13 protein-coding genes and 1 tRNA gene are annotated in these 16304 nt (G+C 58.4%); 13 read left to right on the forward strand and 1 reads right to left on the reverse strand.

All coding sequences use genetic code 11. The annotated features are described in order from the left end of the window. Nucleotides 1-53 precede the first annotated feature (53 nt). The 7 genes from BW974_RS05615 to BW974_RS05645 all read left to right on the forward strand — a co-directional run bounded on the left by BW974_RS05615 (nt 54) and on the right by BW974_RS05645 (nt 8283). Nucleotides 54-1415, forward strand: coding sequence for a phosphohexomutase domain-containing protein (locus tag BW974_RS05615; protein WP_076428773.1), 1362 nt, complete (start codon nt 54-56; stop codon nt 1413-1415). Nucleotides 1416-1502: 87 nt separating this feature from the next. After that, the gene (locus BW974_RS05620; protein ID WP_394329562.1) at nt 1503-2669 is read left to right on the forward strand and encodes a BMP family lipoprotein; all 1167 of its coding nucleotides are present in this window, start codon (nt 1503-1505) and stop codon (nt 2667-2669) included. Nucleotides 2670-2715: 46 nt separating this feature from the next. Further along, complete coding sequence (locus tag BW974_RS05625) at nt 2716-4263, forward strand: ABC transporter ATP-binding protein (protein WP_076428776.1); 1548 nt, start codon at nt 2716-2718, stop codon at nt 4261-4263. Then, nucleotides 4260-5573 (forward strand): ABC transporter permease, encoded by a 1314-nt coding sequence (locus tag BW974_RS05630; RefSeq protein ID WP_076428778.1) that lies wholly within the window; start codon nt 4260-4262, stop codon nt 5571-5573. The genes BW974_RS05625 and BW974_RS05630 overlap by 4 nt, the downstream gene beginning before the upstream one ends. Continuing rightward, a complete protein-coding gene (locus BW974_RS05635; protein ID WP_084186197.1) occupies nt 5566-6618 on the forward strand; it encodes an ABC transporter permease in 1053 nt (350 codons plus the stop codon). The genes BW974_RS05630 and BW974_RS05635 overlap by 8 nt, the downstream gene beginning before the upstream one ends. A gap of 403 nt (nt 6619-7021) precedes the next feature. Beyond that, nucleotides 7022-7411, forward strand: coding sequence for a cytidine deaminase (cdd, locus tag BW974_RS05640; RefSeq protein WP_076428780.1), 390 nt, complete (start codon nt 7022-7024; stop codon nt 7409-7411). A gap of 53 nt (nt 7412-7464) precedes the next feature. Next, nucleotides 7465-8283 carry a nucleoside phosphorylase gene (locus BW974_RS05645; RefSeq protein WP_076428782.1) on the forward strand — a complete coding sequence of 273 codons (819 nt, stop codon included), beginning with the start codon at nt 7465-7467 and terminating at the stop codon, nt 8281-8283. Here the strand turns inward: BW974_RS05645 and BW974_RS05650 are convergent. Then, nucleotides 8280-10583, reverse strand: coding sequence for a DUF2298 domain-containing protein (locus BW974_RS05650; protein ID WP_076428784.1), 2304 nt, complete (start codon nt 10581-10583; stop codon nt 8280-8282). The genes BW974_RS05645 and BW974_RS05650 overlap by 4 nt on opposite strands. A 150-nt stretch (nt 10584-10733) precedes the next feature. On the opposite strand from BW974_RS05650, the gene BW974_RS05655 reads away from it, so the two are divergent. The 6 genes from BW974_RS05655 to BW974_RS05685 all read left to right on the forward strand — a co-directional run bounded on the left by BW974_RS05655 (nt 10734) and on the right by BW974_RS05685 (nt 16302). Further along, nucleotides 10734-10808: transfer RNA gene (locus BW974_RS05655), tRNA-Met, on the forward strand. Between the two features lie 141 nt (nt 10809-10949). Continuing rightward, the gene (locus BW974_RS05660) at nt 10950-11633 is read left to right on the forward strand and encodes a type 1 glutamine amidotransferase domain-containing protein (RefSeq protein WP_076428786.1); all 684 of its coding nucleotides are present in this window, start codon (nt 10950-10952) and stop codon (nt 11631-11633) included. Nucleotides 11634-11713: 80 nt separating this feature from the next. Continuing rightward, nucleotides 11714-11986: a hypothetical protein gene (locus BW974_RS05665; protein WP_076428788.1), complete on the forward strand. Its 273-nt coding sequence runs from the start codon at nt 11714-11716 to the stop codon at nt 11984-11986. Nucleotides 11987-12127: 141 nt separating this feature from the next. Next, the gene (locus BW974_RS05675) at nt 12128-14173 is read left to right on the forward strand and encodes an ABC transporter substrate-binding protein (protein WP_084186198.1); all 2046 of its coding nucleotides are present in this window, start codon (nt 12128-12130) and stop codon (nt 14171-14173) included. 182 nt (nt 14174-14355) lie between these two features. Beyond that, nucleotides 14356-15345 carry an ABC transporter permease gene (locus BW974_RS05680; RefSeq protein WP_245799908.1) on the forward strand — a complete coding sequence of 330 codons (990 nt, stop codon included), beginning with the start codon at nt 14356-14358 and terminating at the stop codon, nt 15343-15345. Continuing rightward, nucleotides 15346-16302, forward strand: a complete 957-nt coding sequence (locus BW974_RS05685; protein WP_245799909.1) for an ABC transporter permease — start codon at nt 15346-15348, stop codon at nt 16300-16302. Nucleotides 16303-16304 lie beyond the last annotated feature (2 nt).

Here is a 16304-nt window from a genome sequence, read left to right on the forward strand (position 1 = left end):
TGGACGAAAAAGAAATCGCGGGAACCTAAGTAGCCGCGAGCGAATCCACCCGTATGAATCTGTTCGGAACCGCGGGAATCCGCGGCGACGTCGTCTCGCGCGTGACGCCCGAACTCGCGCTCGCAGTCGGGCGGTCGGCGGGAGCGCCGGGTGAAACGTTCGTGGTCGCCCGCGATGGACGCGAAACTGGTGCCGCACTCGCCGCCGCGATGGAGGCCGGATTGGAAAGCGCGGGCGCGAACGTCTGCCGTGCTGGGCAACTACCGACTCCTGCGCTGGCCTTTGCCTCGCAGGGACGAAGCGGCGTCATGCTCACCGCGAGTCACAACCCGCCGACGGACAACGGAATCAAACTGTTCGATGGCGGACAGGAGTACGACCGCGAGGCAGAGCGCGACGTTGACGCCGGTGTCGAGGACGAAACACCACCGCTCCCGTGGAACGAATGGGGCGACAGCACGCGAATCGAGGTTCTCGATAGCTACCGCGATGCCGTCATGGAGTACGCCCGCGAACACGGTGCACCCCTCGACGGCGTCCGAATCGCGGTCGATTGTGGCAACGGAATGGGAAGCGTGGCAACGCCGCAAGTCCTCCGCGCACTGGGTGCGAAGGTCGTCACGCTCAACGCGAACGTGGACGGCCATTTCCCCGGGCGACCGAGCAAACCGACGCCGGAGACGTTGACCGACCTGATGGAATTTACCGCCAGCGGCGATTTCGCGTTCGGACTGGCACACGACGGCGATGCGGACAGAATCGTTCTCGTTGACGGCAATGGCGACGTGGTGCACGAGGATACCATCGTCGCAGTTCTCGCGGAGCACTACACCGAAAAGAGCGACGCCGACGACCCAGTCGTCGTGACGACGCCAAACGCCTCGGCAAGAATCGACGAGCGCGTTCGGGAGGCGGGCGGCCGAGTCGAACGCGTTCGACTCGGTGCGCTTCACGAGGGAATCGCGTCCGCGCTCGAAGACGGCGACGACGGAACCGAAGTCGTCTTCGCCGCGGAACCGTGGAAACACATTCACACCCAGTTCGGCGGGTGGATCGACGGCGTCGCCAGTGCAGCGGTGCTGGCGCGACTCGTCGGCGACGCTGGCGGTATCGACGCACTTCGAACCGACGTAACCGAGCGACCGTACCGAAAAGTGAGCATCGCCTGTCCGGACGACGCGAAAGCGGGGGCGATGAAACGATTGGAAACGAGCGTTCCAAAACGATTCCCCGAAGCAACCGTGCAAACCGAACACGGCGTTCGGGCCGAACTGACGGATGGTTCGTGGGTTCTCGTTCGACCGAGCGGAACAGAGCCATACGTCAGGATTTACGCCGAGAGCGAGGACGTGGATGGATTAGTCGCGGAAGCGAAAGACCTCGTTACGTCTGCCGTTTCGGCGGCGAAAGAATAGTAACTAAGGCGGCGCAAACAGTTATTTTCGCACTTACACGCGTGAAGCGACGCGTTTATCACAAATAAATTGTTGAATTACGCATAGATGACGAACATTGACAAACAGCGGCGTAAATTGATGGTGGCTGGCGGTGCGGTCGGTGTCGCCGGTCTTGCTGGCTGTATCAGTAGTCCGAGCGACGGCGGCGGGGATGGCGGCGACGACGGCGGCGACAATGGCGACGGCAACTCCACGGACGGCGGAGATGACGACGGTTCCAACGCGGGAAGCGATGTCAGTGTCGGAATGGTGTACGCAACCGGTGGTTTGGGCGACAACTCGTTCAACGACATGGCCCACTCCGGCATCCAGCGTGCGGAACAGGAACTCGGCGTCAGTTACCAGAACGTCGAACCGAGTTCGCCGAGCGACGTGGAAAACCTTCAGCGACAGTTCGCACAGTCCGGGAACAACGACCTCATCTGCTGTATCGGATTCGTTCAGACGAGTGGACTGGTAAGCAACGCACAGCAGTTCCCCGACCAGAACTTCATGCTCGTGGACAGCGTCGCCGAGAAAGAAAACGGCGACCTCCTCCAGAACGTTTCGAACTACGTGTTCAAAGAGCACCAAGGCTCGTTCCAAGTCGGCCACCTCGCTGGGCTACTCACCCAGCAGGATTTCAGCGCGGCAAACAGCGCGACGAAATCCGGCGAGACGGTCGTCGGCTTCGTCGGCGGCGAGGAAGTTCCGCTCATCAAGAAGTTCGAAGCGGGATACAAAGCTGGAGTCGCGCACGCAAGCGAAGACATCGAAGTCCGAACCGCATACGCCGGTGCGTTCAACGACCCCGTCGCGGGGAAGGAAGCCGCAGTCTCCATGTACGAAGACGGCGCGGACATCGTCTACCACGCCGCCGGTGGTACCGGAACCGGTGTGTTCGAGGCGGCCGATCAGAAAGGTCTGTTCGCAATCGGCGTGGACAGCGACCAGTCGAAAGCGAAGGGAACGGCGCAGTTCAGCAACGTCATCCTCGCGAGTATGGTCAAACACGTCAACGAAGCCGTGTTCACAGCAACCGAGAACGTCGTGAACGGCAACTTCAAGGGCGGTTCCGTCAACAACCTCGGTCTGGAAACCGACGGGGTCGAAGCAGTGTACGGCGCAGACCTCGGCTCGAAGATTCCGGACGACGTGAAATCGAAGGTTGACGAATCCCGTCAGGCAATCATCGACGGCGACATCGAAGTGCCAACGACAGTAGACAAGTAAGCGCAAATCCGCGCGTTTAAACAGGTAGAACGGAAATCCAGATTCAATGAGCCGGGCGGTATATCTCGACGGCATTACGAAACGATTCCCGGGAGTCATCGCAAACGATGACGTTGACCTCGCCGTGGAATCGGGTTCCATCCACGCACTTTTAGGGGAGAACGGCGCCGGAAAAACGACGCTGATGAACGTCCTGTACGGCCTGTACGAACCGACCGATGGACAGGTCGTTATCAACGGCGACCCCCACGACTTCGATTCTCCGCGGGACGCCATCGACGCCGGAATCGGCATGATTCACCAGCATTTCATGCTGGTCGATACCCTCACCATTGCGGAGAACGTCGTCCTCGGAAACGAACCCCGAAAGTGGGGTGGGCTGGCCATGGACAGAAACCGCGCCGAACGCGAGGTGCGTGAACTAAGTGAGCGATACGGCTTCGACGTGGACCCGAACGCACTCGTCGAAGACGTGAGCGTGGGCGTTCAACAGCGCGTCGAAATTCTGAAAGCGCTGTATCGCGGTGCGGACGTACTCATCCTCGACGAACCGACCGCCGTACTCACGCCACAGGAAATCGACGACCTACTCGCCGTTCTCGACGAACTCACGGCCCAAGGAAAGAGCATCATCTTCATCACGCACAAGCTCGGCGAAGCGATGGATGCCGCCGACCAAATTACCGTCCTCCGGGATGGGAAAAACGTCGGGTCGGTAGACACCGACGAAACCTCGCGGGAAGAACTCGCCGAACTGATGGTCGGACGCGAAGTGCTCCTCGAAACCGAGAAATCCGCGAACGAACCCGGTGACACCGTCCTCTCGGTGTCCGATCTCACAGTGACCGACGAACGAGACGTGGTACAGGTGGACGACGTTGGATTCGAAATCCGAGAAGGTGAGGTGTTCGGTATCGCAGGTGTGGATGGAAACGGCCAATCCGAAGTCATCGAGAGCGTTACCGGCCTCGAAACGCCGGACGACGGTCGAGTCGAGTTTTTCGGCGACGACGTTTCGGAGACGAGCCGTCGAAAACGAATCGACTCGGGAATGGCTTACATTCCCCAAGACCGCCACGAACAAGGGCTGGTGATGGAGTTCGACCTCGTGGAAAACGGACTGCTCGGCAGTCAGCGCACGCGGCCGTTTTCGAACGACGGCCGAATCGACTGGGATAGAACTCGAATGCACGCGGAGGACATCATCGAGGAGTACGACGTTCGCCCGCCGAACGCCGATGCGAGCGCGGAATCGCTGTCCGGCGGCAACCAACAGAAGTTCATCGTCGGGCGGGAGTTCGCCCGCGACCCCTCACTCGTCGTTGCCGCCCATCCAACGCGCGGCGTGGACGTTGGAAGTATCGAGTTTATCCACGACCGTCTGCTGGATTTGCGCGCCGAAGGGAAGGCAATTTTCCTCGTCTCCTCGAAACTCGACGAGGTTCAGCAACTTTCCGACCGACTGGCAGTTATGTACGAAGGTGAAATCATGGACGTTGTTGACCCGAACCGCGTGACCGAAGAGGAACTCGGCCTCTTGATGGCCGGTGAACGACCGGAAGAGGCCCCCAGTATTGGAGGTGAGGCACAGTGAGTTCGTGGCGAGAACGAGCAGAGCAATCGCTCGGGCAACTCGTCGAGGCTTCCGCGGCCGAGCGCATTTTCATCAGTCTCGCCGCGCTTGCGATGTCGATTCTCGTCGGCGGACTCGTCATCCTCGTCTCGGGATTCGTCGCGACCTGTTCCGAACCCTTCCTCGCACAGCGAATGCTCATCACCATTCCCGGAAGCGGTGGCTGGGGTGTCGAACTCCCCCTTCCGGGGTCGTTCTGCTACAACCCGATACAAGTGTACAAATATCTCTTCATCGGCGCGTTCGCCAATCCACAGCAGTTCTCGTTGATTCCGTTCAACCCGGCAATCGACCTGTACAGTTTGGCGAGCACGCTTCGAGAGACGACGATGCTCCTGTTCACCGGATTAGCCGTCGCAGTCGCGTTCCGCGCTGGTATGTTCAACATCGGAACGCAGGGACAGCTCGTTTTGGGCGCGCTCGGCTCCGTGATGGCTGTCCTCTGGACGGCACCTCACGTTCCGACCGGAATCGTCGGCGGAATCATCCTGATTCCGCTCGGACTGTTCGCTGGCGCGGTCGTCGGGGGAATCTACGGCGCGATTCCCGGCGCGATGAAAGCCTACGCGGACGCGAACGAGGTGATTACCACCATCATGCTGAACTTCATCGCAACGGGACTCGCCTTCGTTCTCGTCTCCGAATACTTCCAAAAGCCCGGTAGCGGGAACGTCCAGACGCGTTCGATTCCCGAGTATGCGACACTCTCGCCAACGCTCTTCCCTCGCGGGTCGTCGTTCTCCCTTCTCGTCGTCGTCGGCGCGCTCGTTCTCGCGGTCGGTATCTACCTGCTGTTACACCGAACCGCGTTCGGATACGACCTCCGAACGAGCGGGATTCAACCGAAGGCGGCGGAGTACGGCGGCGTGGACGCGAAGAAAACGATGGTGTCGAGCATGGCACTGTCGGGCGTCATCGGCGGTATCGGCGGTGCGATTTACGTGTTGATGATTCTCGGTAGGTGGCAAACGGGCGTCCCATCGTTCGGATTCGACGGCATCACGGTGACGATTCTAGCCGGAAACAACCCGCTCGGTGTTCCGCTGGCCGCACTGCTCTTCGGGATGCTGAAAAGCGGCAGTCTCACCATCGACTTCGCGCTCGGCGTTCCGAAGCAACTCGTCGGCGTCCTCCGCGGTCTGATTATCCTGTTCGTCGCCATGCCGGAGTTCTTCCGCATGGTTGGCAAGCGCTGGGTGACCCCGGAGAAACAGGGTGCTGTAGCGACGGATGGCGGCACTGCAGTCGAGGGAGGTGAGAGCGATGAATAGTCGCGTCCGAATCGCCGGATTCTCGATTGGTTCGGCCATCGTCATCGGCGTTCTCGGGTTCCTCTTCCCGGGAAGTGCGCTGGGCCGACTCGTCGGCACTATCGACGGAAGCTACGTTAGTGCGGCGCTTCGATACACGGTACCAATCGGGTTCGCCGCGCTCGGCGGTATCTTCGCCGAAAAGAGCGGCGTCATCAACATCGGATTGGAAGGCTTGCTCATCATCTCCGCATTCATCGGTATCGCAGTTGCCGATACGATGGCGGGGTCGGCCGGAGCGACACAGACGACGCTCTGGCTCGGCTTTTTCGCCGCAGTGCTGGCGAGCACGCTCTTTGCGCTCCTGTTCGCAATCGTCTGCATCGAGTTCAAGGCCGACCAAATCATCGCTGGGCTTGCGGTGTGGCTCATCGCGCTCGGACTCGCACCGTTCGGTAGCAAAATCATCTGGGGGCGCGTCAACAGCCCCAGTGTCGGCACCTTGAACAACTGGCAGATTCCGCTCCTCGCGGACATTCCAGTCGTCGGGCCGATACTCTTCGATGCCAATCCGGTGGTGTACATGCTCCTCGCCGCCGTTCCGCTTACGTGGTTCGTCCTGAACGAAACGGCGTTCGGAAGATGGGTGAAAGCCAGCGGTGAGAACCCGATGGCACTCGACACTGTCGGCGTGGACGTGCGGCGCGTTCGCTACGCGAGCGTCCTCCTCTCCGGCGTGTTGGCGGGAATCGGCGGCGCAGGGCTGTCGCTCGGACAGGCCGGACTGTTCAACGGAAGCGGCACCACGATGGTCGATGGCCGCGGCTGGATTGGCATCACGGCGTTCCTGTTCGGGAACTACAACCCGCTTGGTGCCTTCGGCGCATCGTTCCTCTTTGCGAGTCTCGACGCGCTTCAGATTCGACTCCAGCAGGTCGGCTTCCAACTGCCGAACGAACTCATCGGCATCATCCCCTACGTGACGGTTATCGTCGTGCTGGCGTTCGTCGGTCGAACCCGCATTCCGGATGCGGCTGGCGAACACTACGAATCCGGCGAAGAGTAGGGCGGCGGGCGATCTGTCGGTGGGATTGGTTTTTGAATCGGGTTTGATTCAATTTCCGTTTGTCGGTGAGACACATCGGTTCTGGTTGCGTTTTCGTTTATAAACGTTGGTGAGTGGGGAAGTGGTTTGTAGATGGAATCGGTTCGAACGGAGAAGCCACTATGACGGGAAAAATTACCGAGTATCAGTTAGCAAATCACGACTCCAAACGCCGCAACCGAACCTCGTCCTCCCTAACCTCCTCGCCCATTACATTCATTTCGTCCCTTGCACGAGTCGCCCACTTCATTTCGTTCCCGCGCGTTGAAAATGAAAAATCACCATATTGCATCCACAGATGAATGCTCTGACTGCGAGCCCACCTTCGATTTTTATTTGAACTACCGACACTCATCTATCTCGTATGGACGACCTGATGGAGCAGGCACGCGAGGTACAGGAACAGGCACACGTCCCGTACTCGGAATATCCGGTCGGAGCTGCGCTTCGAACTACGGACGGAACCGTTTTCGTCGGTTGTAACATCGAAAACGCGAACTACAGCAATTCGCTCCACGCGGAGGAAGTCGCAATCGCCGAGGCGATAAAACAGGGCCACCGGGAGTTCGACCGACTGGCCGTGAGTTCCGCACGACGGGATGGCGTCACTCCCTGTGGCATGTGCCGCCAGACGCTCGCGGAGTTCTGCGACGAATCGCTGAAAGTGATTTGTGACGAGGGCGATGGCGAAGTGACGGCGTACACGCTCGGCGAACTGCTCCCGAACACGATTACCGAGGAGATGCTGGAGTAGGTTAGTAAAGCCACGACGAAGCACCTATTTTTCCGGCGACGAACCCACATGACATGGATGACAGCGAAGACCCGAACGCGGACGTACAGTACCACATCGAAGTCGGTGAGGGCGACGTTGCCGATGCGGTTCTCCTGCCCGGAAATCCCGAGCGCGTCGATAAAATAACGCAGTTCTGGGATTCTGCAGAGGAAGTCGCTTACCACCGCGAGTACCGAACCGCAACGGGAACCTACGAGGACGCGCCAATCAGCGTCACCTCCACGGGAATCGGCAGTCCGTCCGCCGCAATCGCGGTGGAGGAACTGGCCCGAATCGGTGCGGACACGTTCATCCGCGTCGGGTCGTGCGGAGCGATTCAAGAGGAGATGAACGTGGGCGACCTCGTCATCACGACCGGCGGGGTTCGGCAGGAAGGCACGAGCGACGAATACGTCCGCGAAGATTACCCGGCAGTCGCGGACTACGAAGTCGTCGCGGCCCTCGTCGCCGCCGCGGAGCGACTCGGCTACGACTACCACACGGGAATCACGATGAGCGCGGATAGCTTCTACGCGGGACAGGGTCGTCCCGGATTCGAGGGCTTCAGCGCGGAAGGTGGCGACGAGTTGGTTACCCATCTCAAGAATGCGAATGTGAAGAACATCGAGATGGAGGCGAGCGCGATTCTGACGATTGCGAACATCTACAGCCTCCGCGCGGGTGCGGTCTGTTCGGTCTACGCCAACCGCGAAACCGGCGAGTTCCGAACCGAGGGCGAATCCCGCGCTGCGGAAACGGCCAGCCTCGCCGTGAAACTCCTCGCGAAGATGGACGAACAGAAAGCGGAAGCCGGTGTTGACCGCTGGCATCCGGGGCTGTCGCTGGACTAATTCGAACTATCGGTTTCACTTTCGATAACCGTCTGATTCACTTCGTAAATCGACACCGACCCGGAGCGATGGACTTGCTCGATTCCGGGGTAGGTTCCGAACGCCGTTCTGCCGTACTGCTGGCGCTCGCGCGGACCGTAGTAGATGTATTTCACGTCGTGTTTGGCGAGTTTGTCGGCGCGCGTAGGCCACGCGGTGTTCGACCTGAAAATCAGTTCCACGTCGCGTTGTCGCTCTGCGTAGGCCGCGTCGCCGCGATAGATTCGCTCCTGATACCAGCCGAGAACAGTCGGCAGGCCGGTAAGCGACGACCCCGGACTTCCCCATTGGTAGGGCTGTCCCTGTGCAGAGACGATGTGCGGCCGTCCTTTTCTTTCATCTAACCACTCGATTGCACCGGCTTCGTCCGGATGCGTCGTCAAAATAAATGCCGTCCCGTCGAGCGATGGGTCGTCCGGACGATGAACCGGTTTCTCCGACCCGACGTGTTCCCCGAGTGCGAACGCGCCGTATACGGACGTTGAGAGGACGAGGAGACAGACGAAAACGGCCATTCCGGCACGACGGGAGATGGGCGCAGATGGTGTGGTTGGTGTTTCCGCTGAATCGAATCTCGTTTTCGCGGCGTAGCCGGGAACTGAATCCGTTACGAGTCGCGCGAGCGCAACGCCGACTGCGACGGCCCAGAACACCCACACCTGCATGTACACCTTGAACACGGTGTTGAACCGGCCCGCAATTGCGTTGTCCTGGACGTACACGAACTCGACGAGGATGACCAGACCCGCACCCGCCACCAAAAGCACCGTCTCGAAACCGAGGTCGGCATCGAGGCGGAGCAGAAGCCAGCCAGCGACGAGAAGCGGGGCGACTAGCACCAACGCCGTGAAACCGCTTTGCCAGCCAAGCAAGAGCAGCACTCCACCGAGGATTCCGACTCCCGTCGCGTTTTGTTCGTCCCATCGAACGTGACTTCCGAGATAGAGGGCAAGCGGGAGGAGGAACGCGCCGTGAACGACGAGCAGTTCCACGAAGCTACTTCTGTCGGGGAAGAAGTCGATGCTCCGGGTGCTCGCCGACCCGAGCAGGACGTTCACCACGAACGGCCCAGCCCAGATGAACGCAAGCACGCCGACGACGGCGGTAATCGCCAGCGAAACGGCGACTTTGCCGACTTCGTCGGCGAGTGCTGATTGGGATTCTGCCAGTCGCGCTCCGCCGGGAACGAGCGTTACCGGGTGTTCCTCGGCGAAGGTAAGCGAAAGCCAAACGATGCCCAACGCGGTCGGAAAACTCCAGAAGCTAATCGTGCCGAGAAACGCCACGGCCGGTGGGAGCACGCCGAAGACGAGCAGTTGACGCCACCGAATTTCTGCGTGAGAGCGATATATCGCGTAACAGAGCGCGGTGATGAACAGCAAAAACGGCTGTCCCATCATGTGCGCGTGGAGGTCGCCGTTGATGTACGCGAACAGAGGAAATTCGTTTATGGTATCGACCATGACGCGGCTGGCTTCCCAGTACCAGAACTCAATCGGGTCGAGCGGAAAGTTCGCGGATTCCATCTCTAACGGCGTCGCAATGGCTTCGACCAGCGCGCTCGGAAACGCGTTTGCGAGCAAACGAAGCGGAGTGAAGATATTACCAGCAAATCCTACGAAAAATCCAGCGAGGACGCCAGCGAGACGGGACGAGGTTTTGTGGCGGTCGGCCACCGCCCGTGCCAATCCGTAGGCCGTGCTGACGAGCATGCCGTAGAATCCGGCGAGTGCGAGGTTGTAGCTGAATTTCGGCGCGGTTCCCGTTAGTTTCGTTAAAATCGCGGCAACGAGGTGGCCGCCGTAGTAGTAGCGAATCGGTTCGCCCGCGAACCACATATCTTCGGGCGGGAGTTCGGGGGCGCGCATGAGCGATTTCAGCAGCCCGAAATCGAGAAACTTCTCGCCGCCGGTCGCCACGATTGCCGGGTCGATAGCCCGAACGAGGACGAGAAATCCGAATGCGACGGTGAAAACCGCCATCGCTTCGGCGTAGCTACGAAGGTCAATTTCGAGGTTACGTCTCGTGAGAAACGCGGAGAGGCTGACTAGAACGAGAACAGAAACGAGGACGACTGCCGTGTTGAATGCGAACTGCCCGAACCAGTAGGTGATGATGGTCAGTATCGTCAGCGAAATTGGCAGCGCGAACGTCGCCCCACGGTCGGGAAATCGAGAAAAAAGTGCGGACGCGACTGGAAGACCAACAAGCGCGAGCGCATAGTAGACGGTTAGCCAGAGAGCGATAAGCGCGAACTCCATCTCTGCTTTTGTGCGTGCGCCGGAACGATATACGTCTTGGGGTCATGAAAGTAATCGGATATTTTCAATCAGCCCGTGAAATCACGGTACAAAACCGCATACGGCTAGTGAATCACAACCCTTAACTACTGGACGGCATTACGATGATACAGCGGGATGGGATAGCCAGGAGATTCCGGCGGGCTCATAACCCGCAGATCGGTAGTTCAAATCTACCTCCCGCTACTTTTGACGAAACAAGTTCCGTAGTGAATTGTTTCTCCAACGTTCGCCAACGAACAGAGTGGGAGAAGTTCGAGCGAGGTGAAACAAGCGCATTCTTCCGGGGCCATCCGGTTTATTGAGACGGACACACTAGTTCGTCGTATGACCGCCGTACTGTTCGTAGTCAGCGAAGAAGGCTATTGGGGCGAAGAGTGTATCGACCCGCTTCAGACGCTTTCGGACGCGGGTGCCGACATAGATATTGCGACGCCGAGCGGTTCGAAAGCGGTCGTAGACGACCGTTCTATCGACCCCGAAAACGTCGGTGAGGAAACCGCCGAGCGCGTCCGTGAAGCACACGAGAACGACCAGCGACTACAAAATCCGATGCCCGTTGCGAATGCGGACAGCGACATGTACGACGCGGTGGTGTTCCCCGGCGGACACGGAACGGAGTGGGACGTGAATCAGGATTCACACGCGCGTCGGTTACTTCGGAACGCCGTCGAAGATGAAAACGGAAAAGCGCTCGTCGTCTGTCACGCAGTCGGACTGCTCGCATTTACGCGGGACAGCAACGGGGAGTTCCTCGTCGAGGGCCGCGATGTGACCGGTTTCCCGAACGAGTGGGAAGAAGAAATCGTGGACGACCACGACCGCATGCCGGATGGTCGAAAGCTTCCTTACTGGGTCGAAGACGAAGTGAAAGCGGCAGGCGGCAACTGGGATGCGGAACTCGGTTCGGACACCAGCGTTCGGGTGGACGGCGACTTGCTCACCGCGCGCGGGCCAGAGTCATCGCACGCAGCGGCGACGACGCTTCTCGAAGTGCTCGGTGTCAAGTAGACGAAAAATGCAGTGTCGAATGTTGAACGGTCGGCAGAAAACGGACGATTTATACCATTTTCGTTCGCAGTAGCAACGGAATGTTGGGAACGCGTGGCGTGGTGGCGATTATGGCGGGAATTACGATGACCGTCGCTATCGTCGTTTTTCGCTCCGGACGGAAGCCGATGGGCCTCTGGCTGTTGAGCGCCGGATTTTTCATGGCTAGTATTTGGTCGGCATTGAGTATTTTCTGGACGCAGGAGAACACGGGGGCACTACCATCGGAGTCGCATCTCCTGTTGGGAACGACGGCGGTCGCTGGGACGATATACTACTGGATGTTGGCCAAGGAAGCTACTAGTGAACAGTAACGATAAATTATCATACCGCATCTCTTTCCGTTATAAATCTCCGAGACTTGTTTAGAACGGCTCTTATCTTTTATAACGCTATTAAAACTAAAAGCTTTCGGCAATCAGTAGCTTTAAATACATCTTCTACAAGTCTTTGGTATGCCACGGCGACGCAACCGAAGTGGTACAGATGAAAGCCGACGGAACTTCCTGAAGGCGAGTGGGGCTGGCGCTGTTGCTCTCTCCCTTGCTGGTTGTTCTGGGAACAACGACGGCGATGACCCACAGGGCACTGATTCAAACGACAACGGGACGACGCAAGGTGCGAACACCGTTGACGTTAATCCGGAGAACATCAAACCGGGTGGAACGCTCCGCTACGGTCTGCCGGAAGCCCCTGACAGTCCGAACCTCATACTAGCCAGCAGTGTGTACTCTACTGTAGGGCTTAGTCCGGTCTACAACTATGGTGTCTCCCAAGACCCCGTCACGTTCGAGGTCAAACCCAGCGTCTTCACCGACTGGGAACTTCAAAACGGAGACAGCGACAAGCCGGACATCTACTTTAACGCCCGCACGGACGGATTGGAGTGGAACGACGGTGAATCGTTCAAAACGGAGGACATCCTGTTCTCCTATCAGTTCATGCTCGACAACGAACCGGGACAGTACTCGGTTTACAACGATTATGAGTCGATTGAAGAGGCCAGCAACGACTGGGACTTCCACATCAAGCTCTCCCGACAGGTCGGTGTGTGGGACTCGAAGGTTCTTGGCTACGTTCCAATGCTTCCCAAACACATCTGGGAGAACGTCGATTACCAGAACTACGACCCGATGGAAGAAAACGAGGAAGGGCCGGTCGGTACCGGGCCGGGCAAACTCGTCCAGTACAACCCGGACACCTCGATGCAGGTCAAGTTCCGACGCGATTACATCGAGAACACCTACGCGCTCAACAACCTCGACTGGATCAAAGAACACGGGTCGCTCCTCCACGGCGGCCCGTTCCTTGACGGTGTGAACTTCAAGGTGTACGGCGGCGTCGCACCCATGACGCAGGCGTTCATGAACGGCGATATCGATACCCACTACGGAAGCCTCGACGTTTCGAGCATTCCGAAGGCGCAAAAACAGGACGGAATCGGCCTCGTCAAAGGCTACGACAGCGGTTTCTCCTACTACGGCTTCAACCTCCGACGCCAACCGCTCGACGACGTGGCGTTCCGACAGGCGATGGCGTTCATGTGGGACGAACAGTTCTGGGTCAAATCACTCAAAGGTAACTTCGTCATCAAGGGCGACTACGCACAGTCCCCCGGTTACAAGGGTGTCCGACCCGAGACAGTCCACGGCGGCGAACTGCTGACCGCCCCGGAGACGGAAGCGTTCAATTTCCGCGGTCAGGACGGCAGCAAGAAACCCGACGTGGAAGCAGTTCGTAAATTCCTTACCGATGGGCAGGTCGTCAGCAAATCCGGCACCTACGCTGGACAGGACTTCCCCGGTACGTTCTCCGGCGTCGAAGCCAGCCAGTCGGAAGCCAAGTACAACTACACGTTCGAATCCGTCCAGTCGTCGATTCTTCAGGACGCTGACGTCGAAGTGGACAAAGAGATTCGAGTCAACGGCCAGACTGTTCCTGAGATGATGGACGGCAACCCGATAACCATCTTCATCGACCCACCGAGCGAACAGCCGGATGAAGCGGAAGCCATCCAGCAGTGGGCGAGCAACCTCCACCAAGTTGGTATCCCGGTTCGTACCGAACCGGTCGCGTTCAACACCATGTCCGGTAAGGTGTACAACGAGGAAGACTTCGACATCTATCCGATGGGCTGGGGCGGAACCAGTGCGTACGGAACGTCGCTTCACTCGTTCTTCCACTCGCAAAACGCGGGCGACGATACGGAACAGTTTGCCTACAACTCCACGGGATACGGTGTCGGCGACAGCGGTGCCGACGACCTCCTCTCGGATGCGTACAGCGAACCCGACCCCGAAAAGCGTGCGAAGAAGTTCGCACGAGCGATGGAGAAGATCTACCTCGACATGCCGTACATGCTTCGTGACTACTCGAAGTACCGCTGGCCGATGAACACGGCCAAATTCGGTGGCTACGTCGAGAACATCGTTGACCCCGGCTACGCGAACTGGGGCACCGAGTACGGTAACATGTATCTCAACGACAACCTCGAAGGATAACGACAGGGTCTACGGCCCTCGTTGCTGGTTTTTTCACCGGTCAGTTGGGGGTTTGGTTGTATTTAGTACGCAGCTGATACGAGAATCACTACATTGATAATGAATGTGTACCATGCATGGCATGGATACGCAAGAGTAAGCGATATGGTAAACAGTACACCGAAATTAATAGTTAGCAAACAATGAGTAGGATTAGCACACGCTATCTCGCAAAGCGTCTCGTTGTCTCCTACCTGACCCTGCTCGTGATAATGACGATTCTATTCGTTCTGGTTCGGAGCATGCCGGGGTCGTTTATCACGAACATGATCACTCCGGAGATGCAACCATCGCAGGTTGAGCGTCTCCGCGAGATTTGGGGACTCAACGAGCCGTTGTGGAAACAGTACACGAACTTCATGATAAATTACCAGGTGGGAGAGTTCGGGCGCTCACCGATGCACAAAGAACCCGTCTGGGACGTCGTCATTCGACGACTGCCACGCACCCTCATCCTGTTCGGTGCAGGGTTCGTCGTCGCGTACACCGTCGGCCCACTCGTCGGCATGTATCTGGGTTGGTGGCGCGGGACGAGTAAGGACAAAATCATCTACACGTCCGGCCTGACGATGTACTCCATGCCCGCGTTCTGGATTGCATGGCTGTTCATCTGGCTGTTCGACTTCGAACTTGGCTTACTGAAAAGCACGTTCATGATCGATCAGTTCGGGATTGCCGATTGGACGCCGTGGTTAGCGATGACGAATATCTTACATCACATCGCGTTACCGCTGTTCAGTATCGCGTTCGTGGGGTGGGTCGGGGCCATGCTCGTCATGCGTCCGTCGATGAACAACGTTACCGGGGAAGACTATGTCTTCCTCGCGAGAGCCAAAGGCCTCAGCGAGCGCACCGTGATGATGAAACACGCGGCCCGCAACGCGCTGATTCCAGTTGCAACGCAGGCAATCGTCGGACTGGCGTTCCTCATCGACGGGAGCGTCCTCATCGAGAGCGTGTTCAGCTGGCCCGGCATCGGAAAACTCCTGGTCGGTGCGGTGTTACAACAGGACTATCCGGTCACGCAGGCCGCGTTCTTCATCCTCGCAGTCCTCATCATCGTCATGCGATTGGTGACGGACATCGCGTACACGTATCTCGACCCGCGGATCAAGTTCGGGGGGAAATCATAAATGTCAACACAGTCTGAAAACGCGTCAGCGACCAGTTCGCTCAAGGAACGATGGGAACCGCGGATCGAGCGCTTCAAACGGGGATGGAGCCGATACACCCAACACAAGATGGGCGTTCTCGGAATACTCATCTTGGTGATGTACATTCTGTGGGCGCTTTTCCCATCAGTGTTCGCGCCGCACAGTTTGGAGTGGCGGGCATTCGTAGGCAACGACCAGTATGCGTATCTAACGCTCCAGCAGAAACAGCAACTGCCACACCCGCCGGCGTTCGGCGACCCGTTCTTCGCGCCGCTCGGAACGAACAAACTCGGAGAAGGTGTGCTAACCCTGCTCGTTTACGCCGCAAAGAACGCGCTGTATATCGGCTTCGCCGCCGGAATTCTGTCGAGTTTGGTGGGCGTTCCGCTGGGCCTCATCAGCGGTTTCTACGGTGACACGTGGGTTGACGAGACAATCCAGCGCATCGTCGACGTGATGTACGGGATGCCGTTCCTCCCGTTCCTCATCGTTCTCGTCGCGATTCGCGGAATCACGACGACGAACATCATCCTCGGCATCGCGATTACGTCGTGGCTCAACAACTGCATCCTGATACGCGGGGAGACACTCTCGCTCAAGGAACGAGCGTACGTCGAGTCAGCACGAGTCGCTGGTGCTAGCGACACCCGAATCGTCTTCCGGCACATCCTGCCGAACGTCCTCCCGCTCGCATTCGTGTTTCTGGCACAGGACGCCGCGGTGGCGATTCTCGCACAGGCATCGCTCGCGTACCTCGGTCTGGCAGACTTCACGAGTAACTCGTGGGGGATGATGATCGAGAACGTGAAAGCGAACAATCACATTTACGACGCGCCGTGGTGGCTGATTCCGCCGGGACTGGCAATCACGTCCATCGCCGCGGCGTTCTACTTCATCGGATTCTCGGTGGAGGACGTTGCCAACCCACAGGAGTAATG

The organism is Haladaptatus litoreus, from assembly GCF_900156425.1.
GTDB classification, from domain to species: domain Archaea; phylum Halobacteriota; class Halobacteria; order Halobacteriales; family Haladaptataceae; genus Haladaptatus; species Haladaptatus litoreus.

Bases quoted from the DNA above. Each gene is read 5' to 3' on its own strand.
- BW974_RS05615 (WP_076428773.1), top strand. From the start codon at position 54: ATGAATCTGTTCGGAACCGCGGGAATCCGCGGCGACGTCGTCTCGCGC.
- BW974_RS05660 (WP_076428786.1), top strand. From the start codon at position 10,950: ATGACCGCCGTACTGTTCGTAGTCAGCGAAGAAGGCTATTGGGGCGAA.
- BW974_RS05625 (WP_076428776.1), top strand. From the start codon at position 2,716: ATGAGCCGGGCGGTATATCTCGACGGCATTACGAAACGATTCCCGGGA.
- BW974_RS05650 (WP_076428784.1), bottom strand. From the start codon at position 10,583: ATGGAGTTCGCGCTTATCGCTCTCTGGCTAACCGTCTACTATGCGCTC.
- BW974_RS05665 (WP_076428788.1), top strand. From the start codon at position 11,714: ATGTTGGGAACGCGTGGCGTGGTGGCGATTATGGCGGGAATTACGATG.
- BW974_RS05620 (WP_394329562.1), top strand. From the start codon at position 1,503: ATGACGAACATTGACAAACAGCGGCGTAAATTGATGGTGGCTGGCGGT.
- BW974_RS05645 (WP_076428782.1), top strand. From the start codon at position 7,465: ATGGATGACAGCGAAGACCCGAACGCGGACGTACAGTACCACATCGAA.
- BW974_RS05675 (WP_084186198.1), top strand. From the start codon at position 12,128: ATGCCACGGCGACGCAACCGAAGTGGTACAGATGAAAGCCGACGGAAC.
- cdd (WP_076428780.1), top strand. From the start codon at position 7,022: ATGGACGACCTGATGGAGCAGGCACGCGAGGTACAGGAACAGGCACAC.
- BW974_RS05685 (WP_245799909.1), top strand. From the start codon at position 15,346: ATGTCAACACAGTCTGAAAACGCGTCAGCGACCAGTTCGCTCAAGGAA.
- BW974_RS05680 (WP_245799908.1), top strand. From the start codon at position 14,356: ATGAGTAGGATTAGCACACGCTATCTCGCAAAGCGTCTCGTTGTCTCC.
- BW974_RS05635 (WP_084186197.1), top strand. From the start codon at position 5,566: ATGAATAGTCGCGTCCGAATCGCCGGATTCTCGATTGGTTCGGCCATC.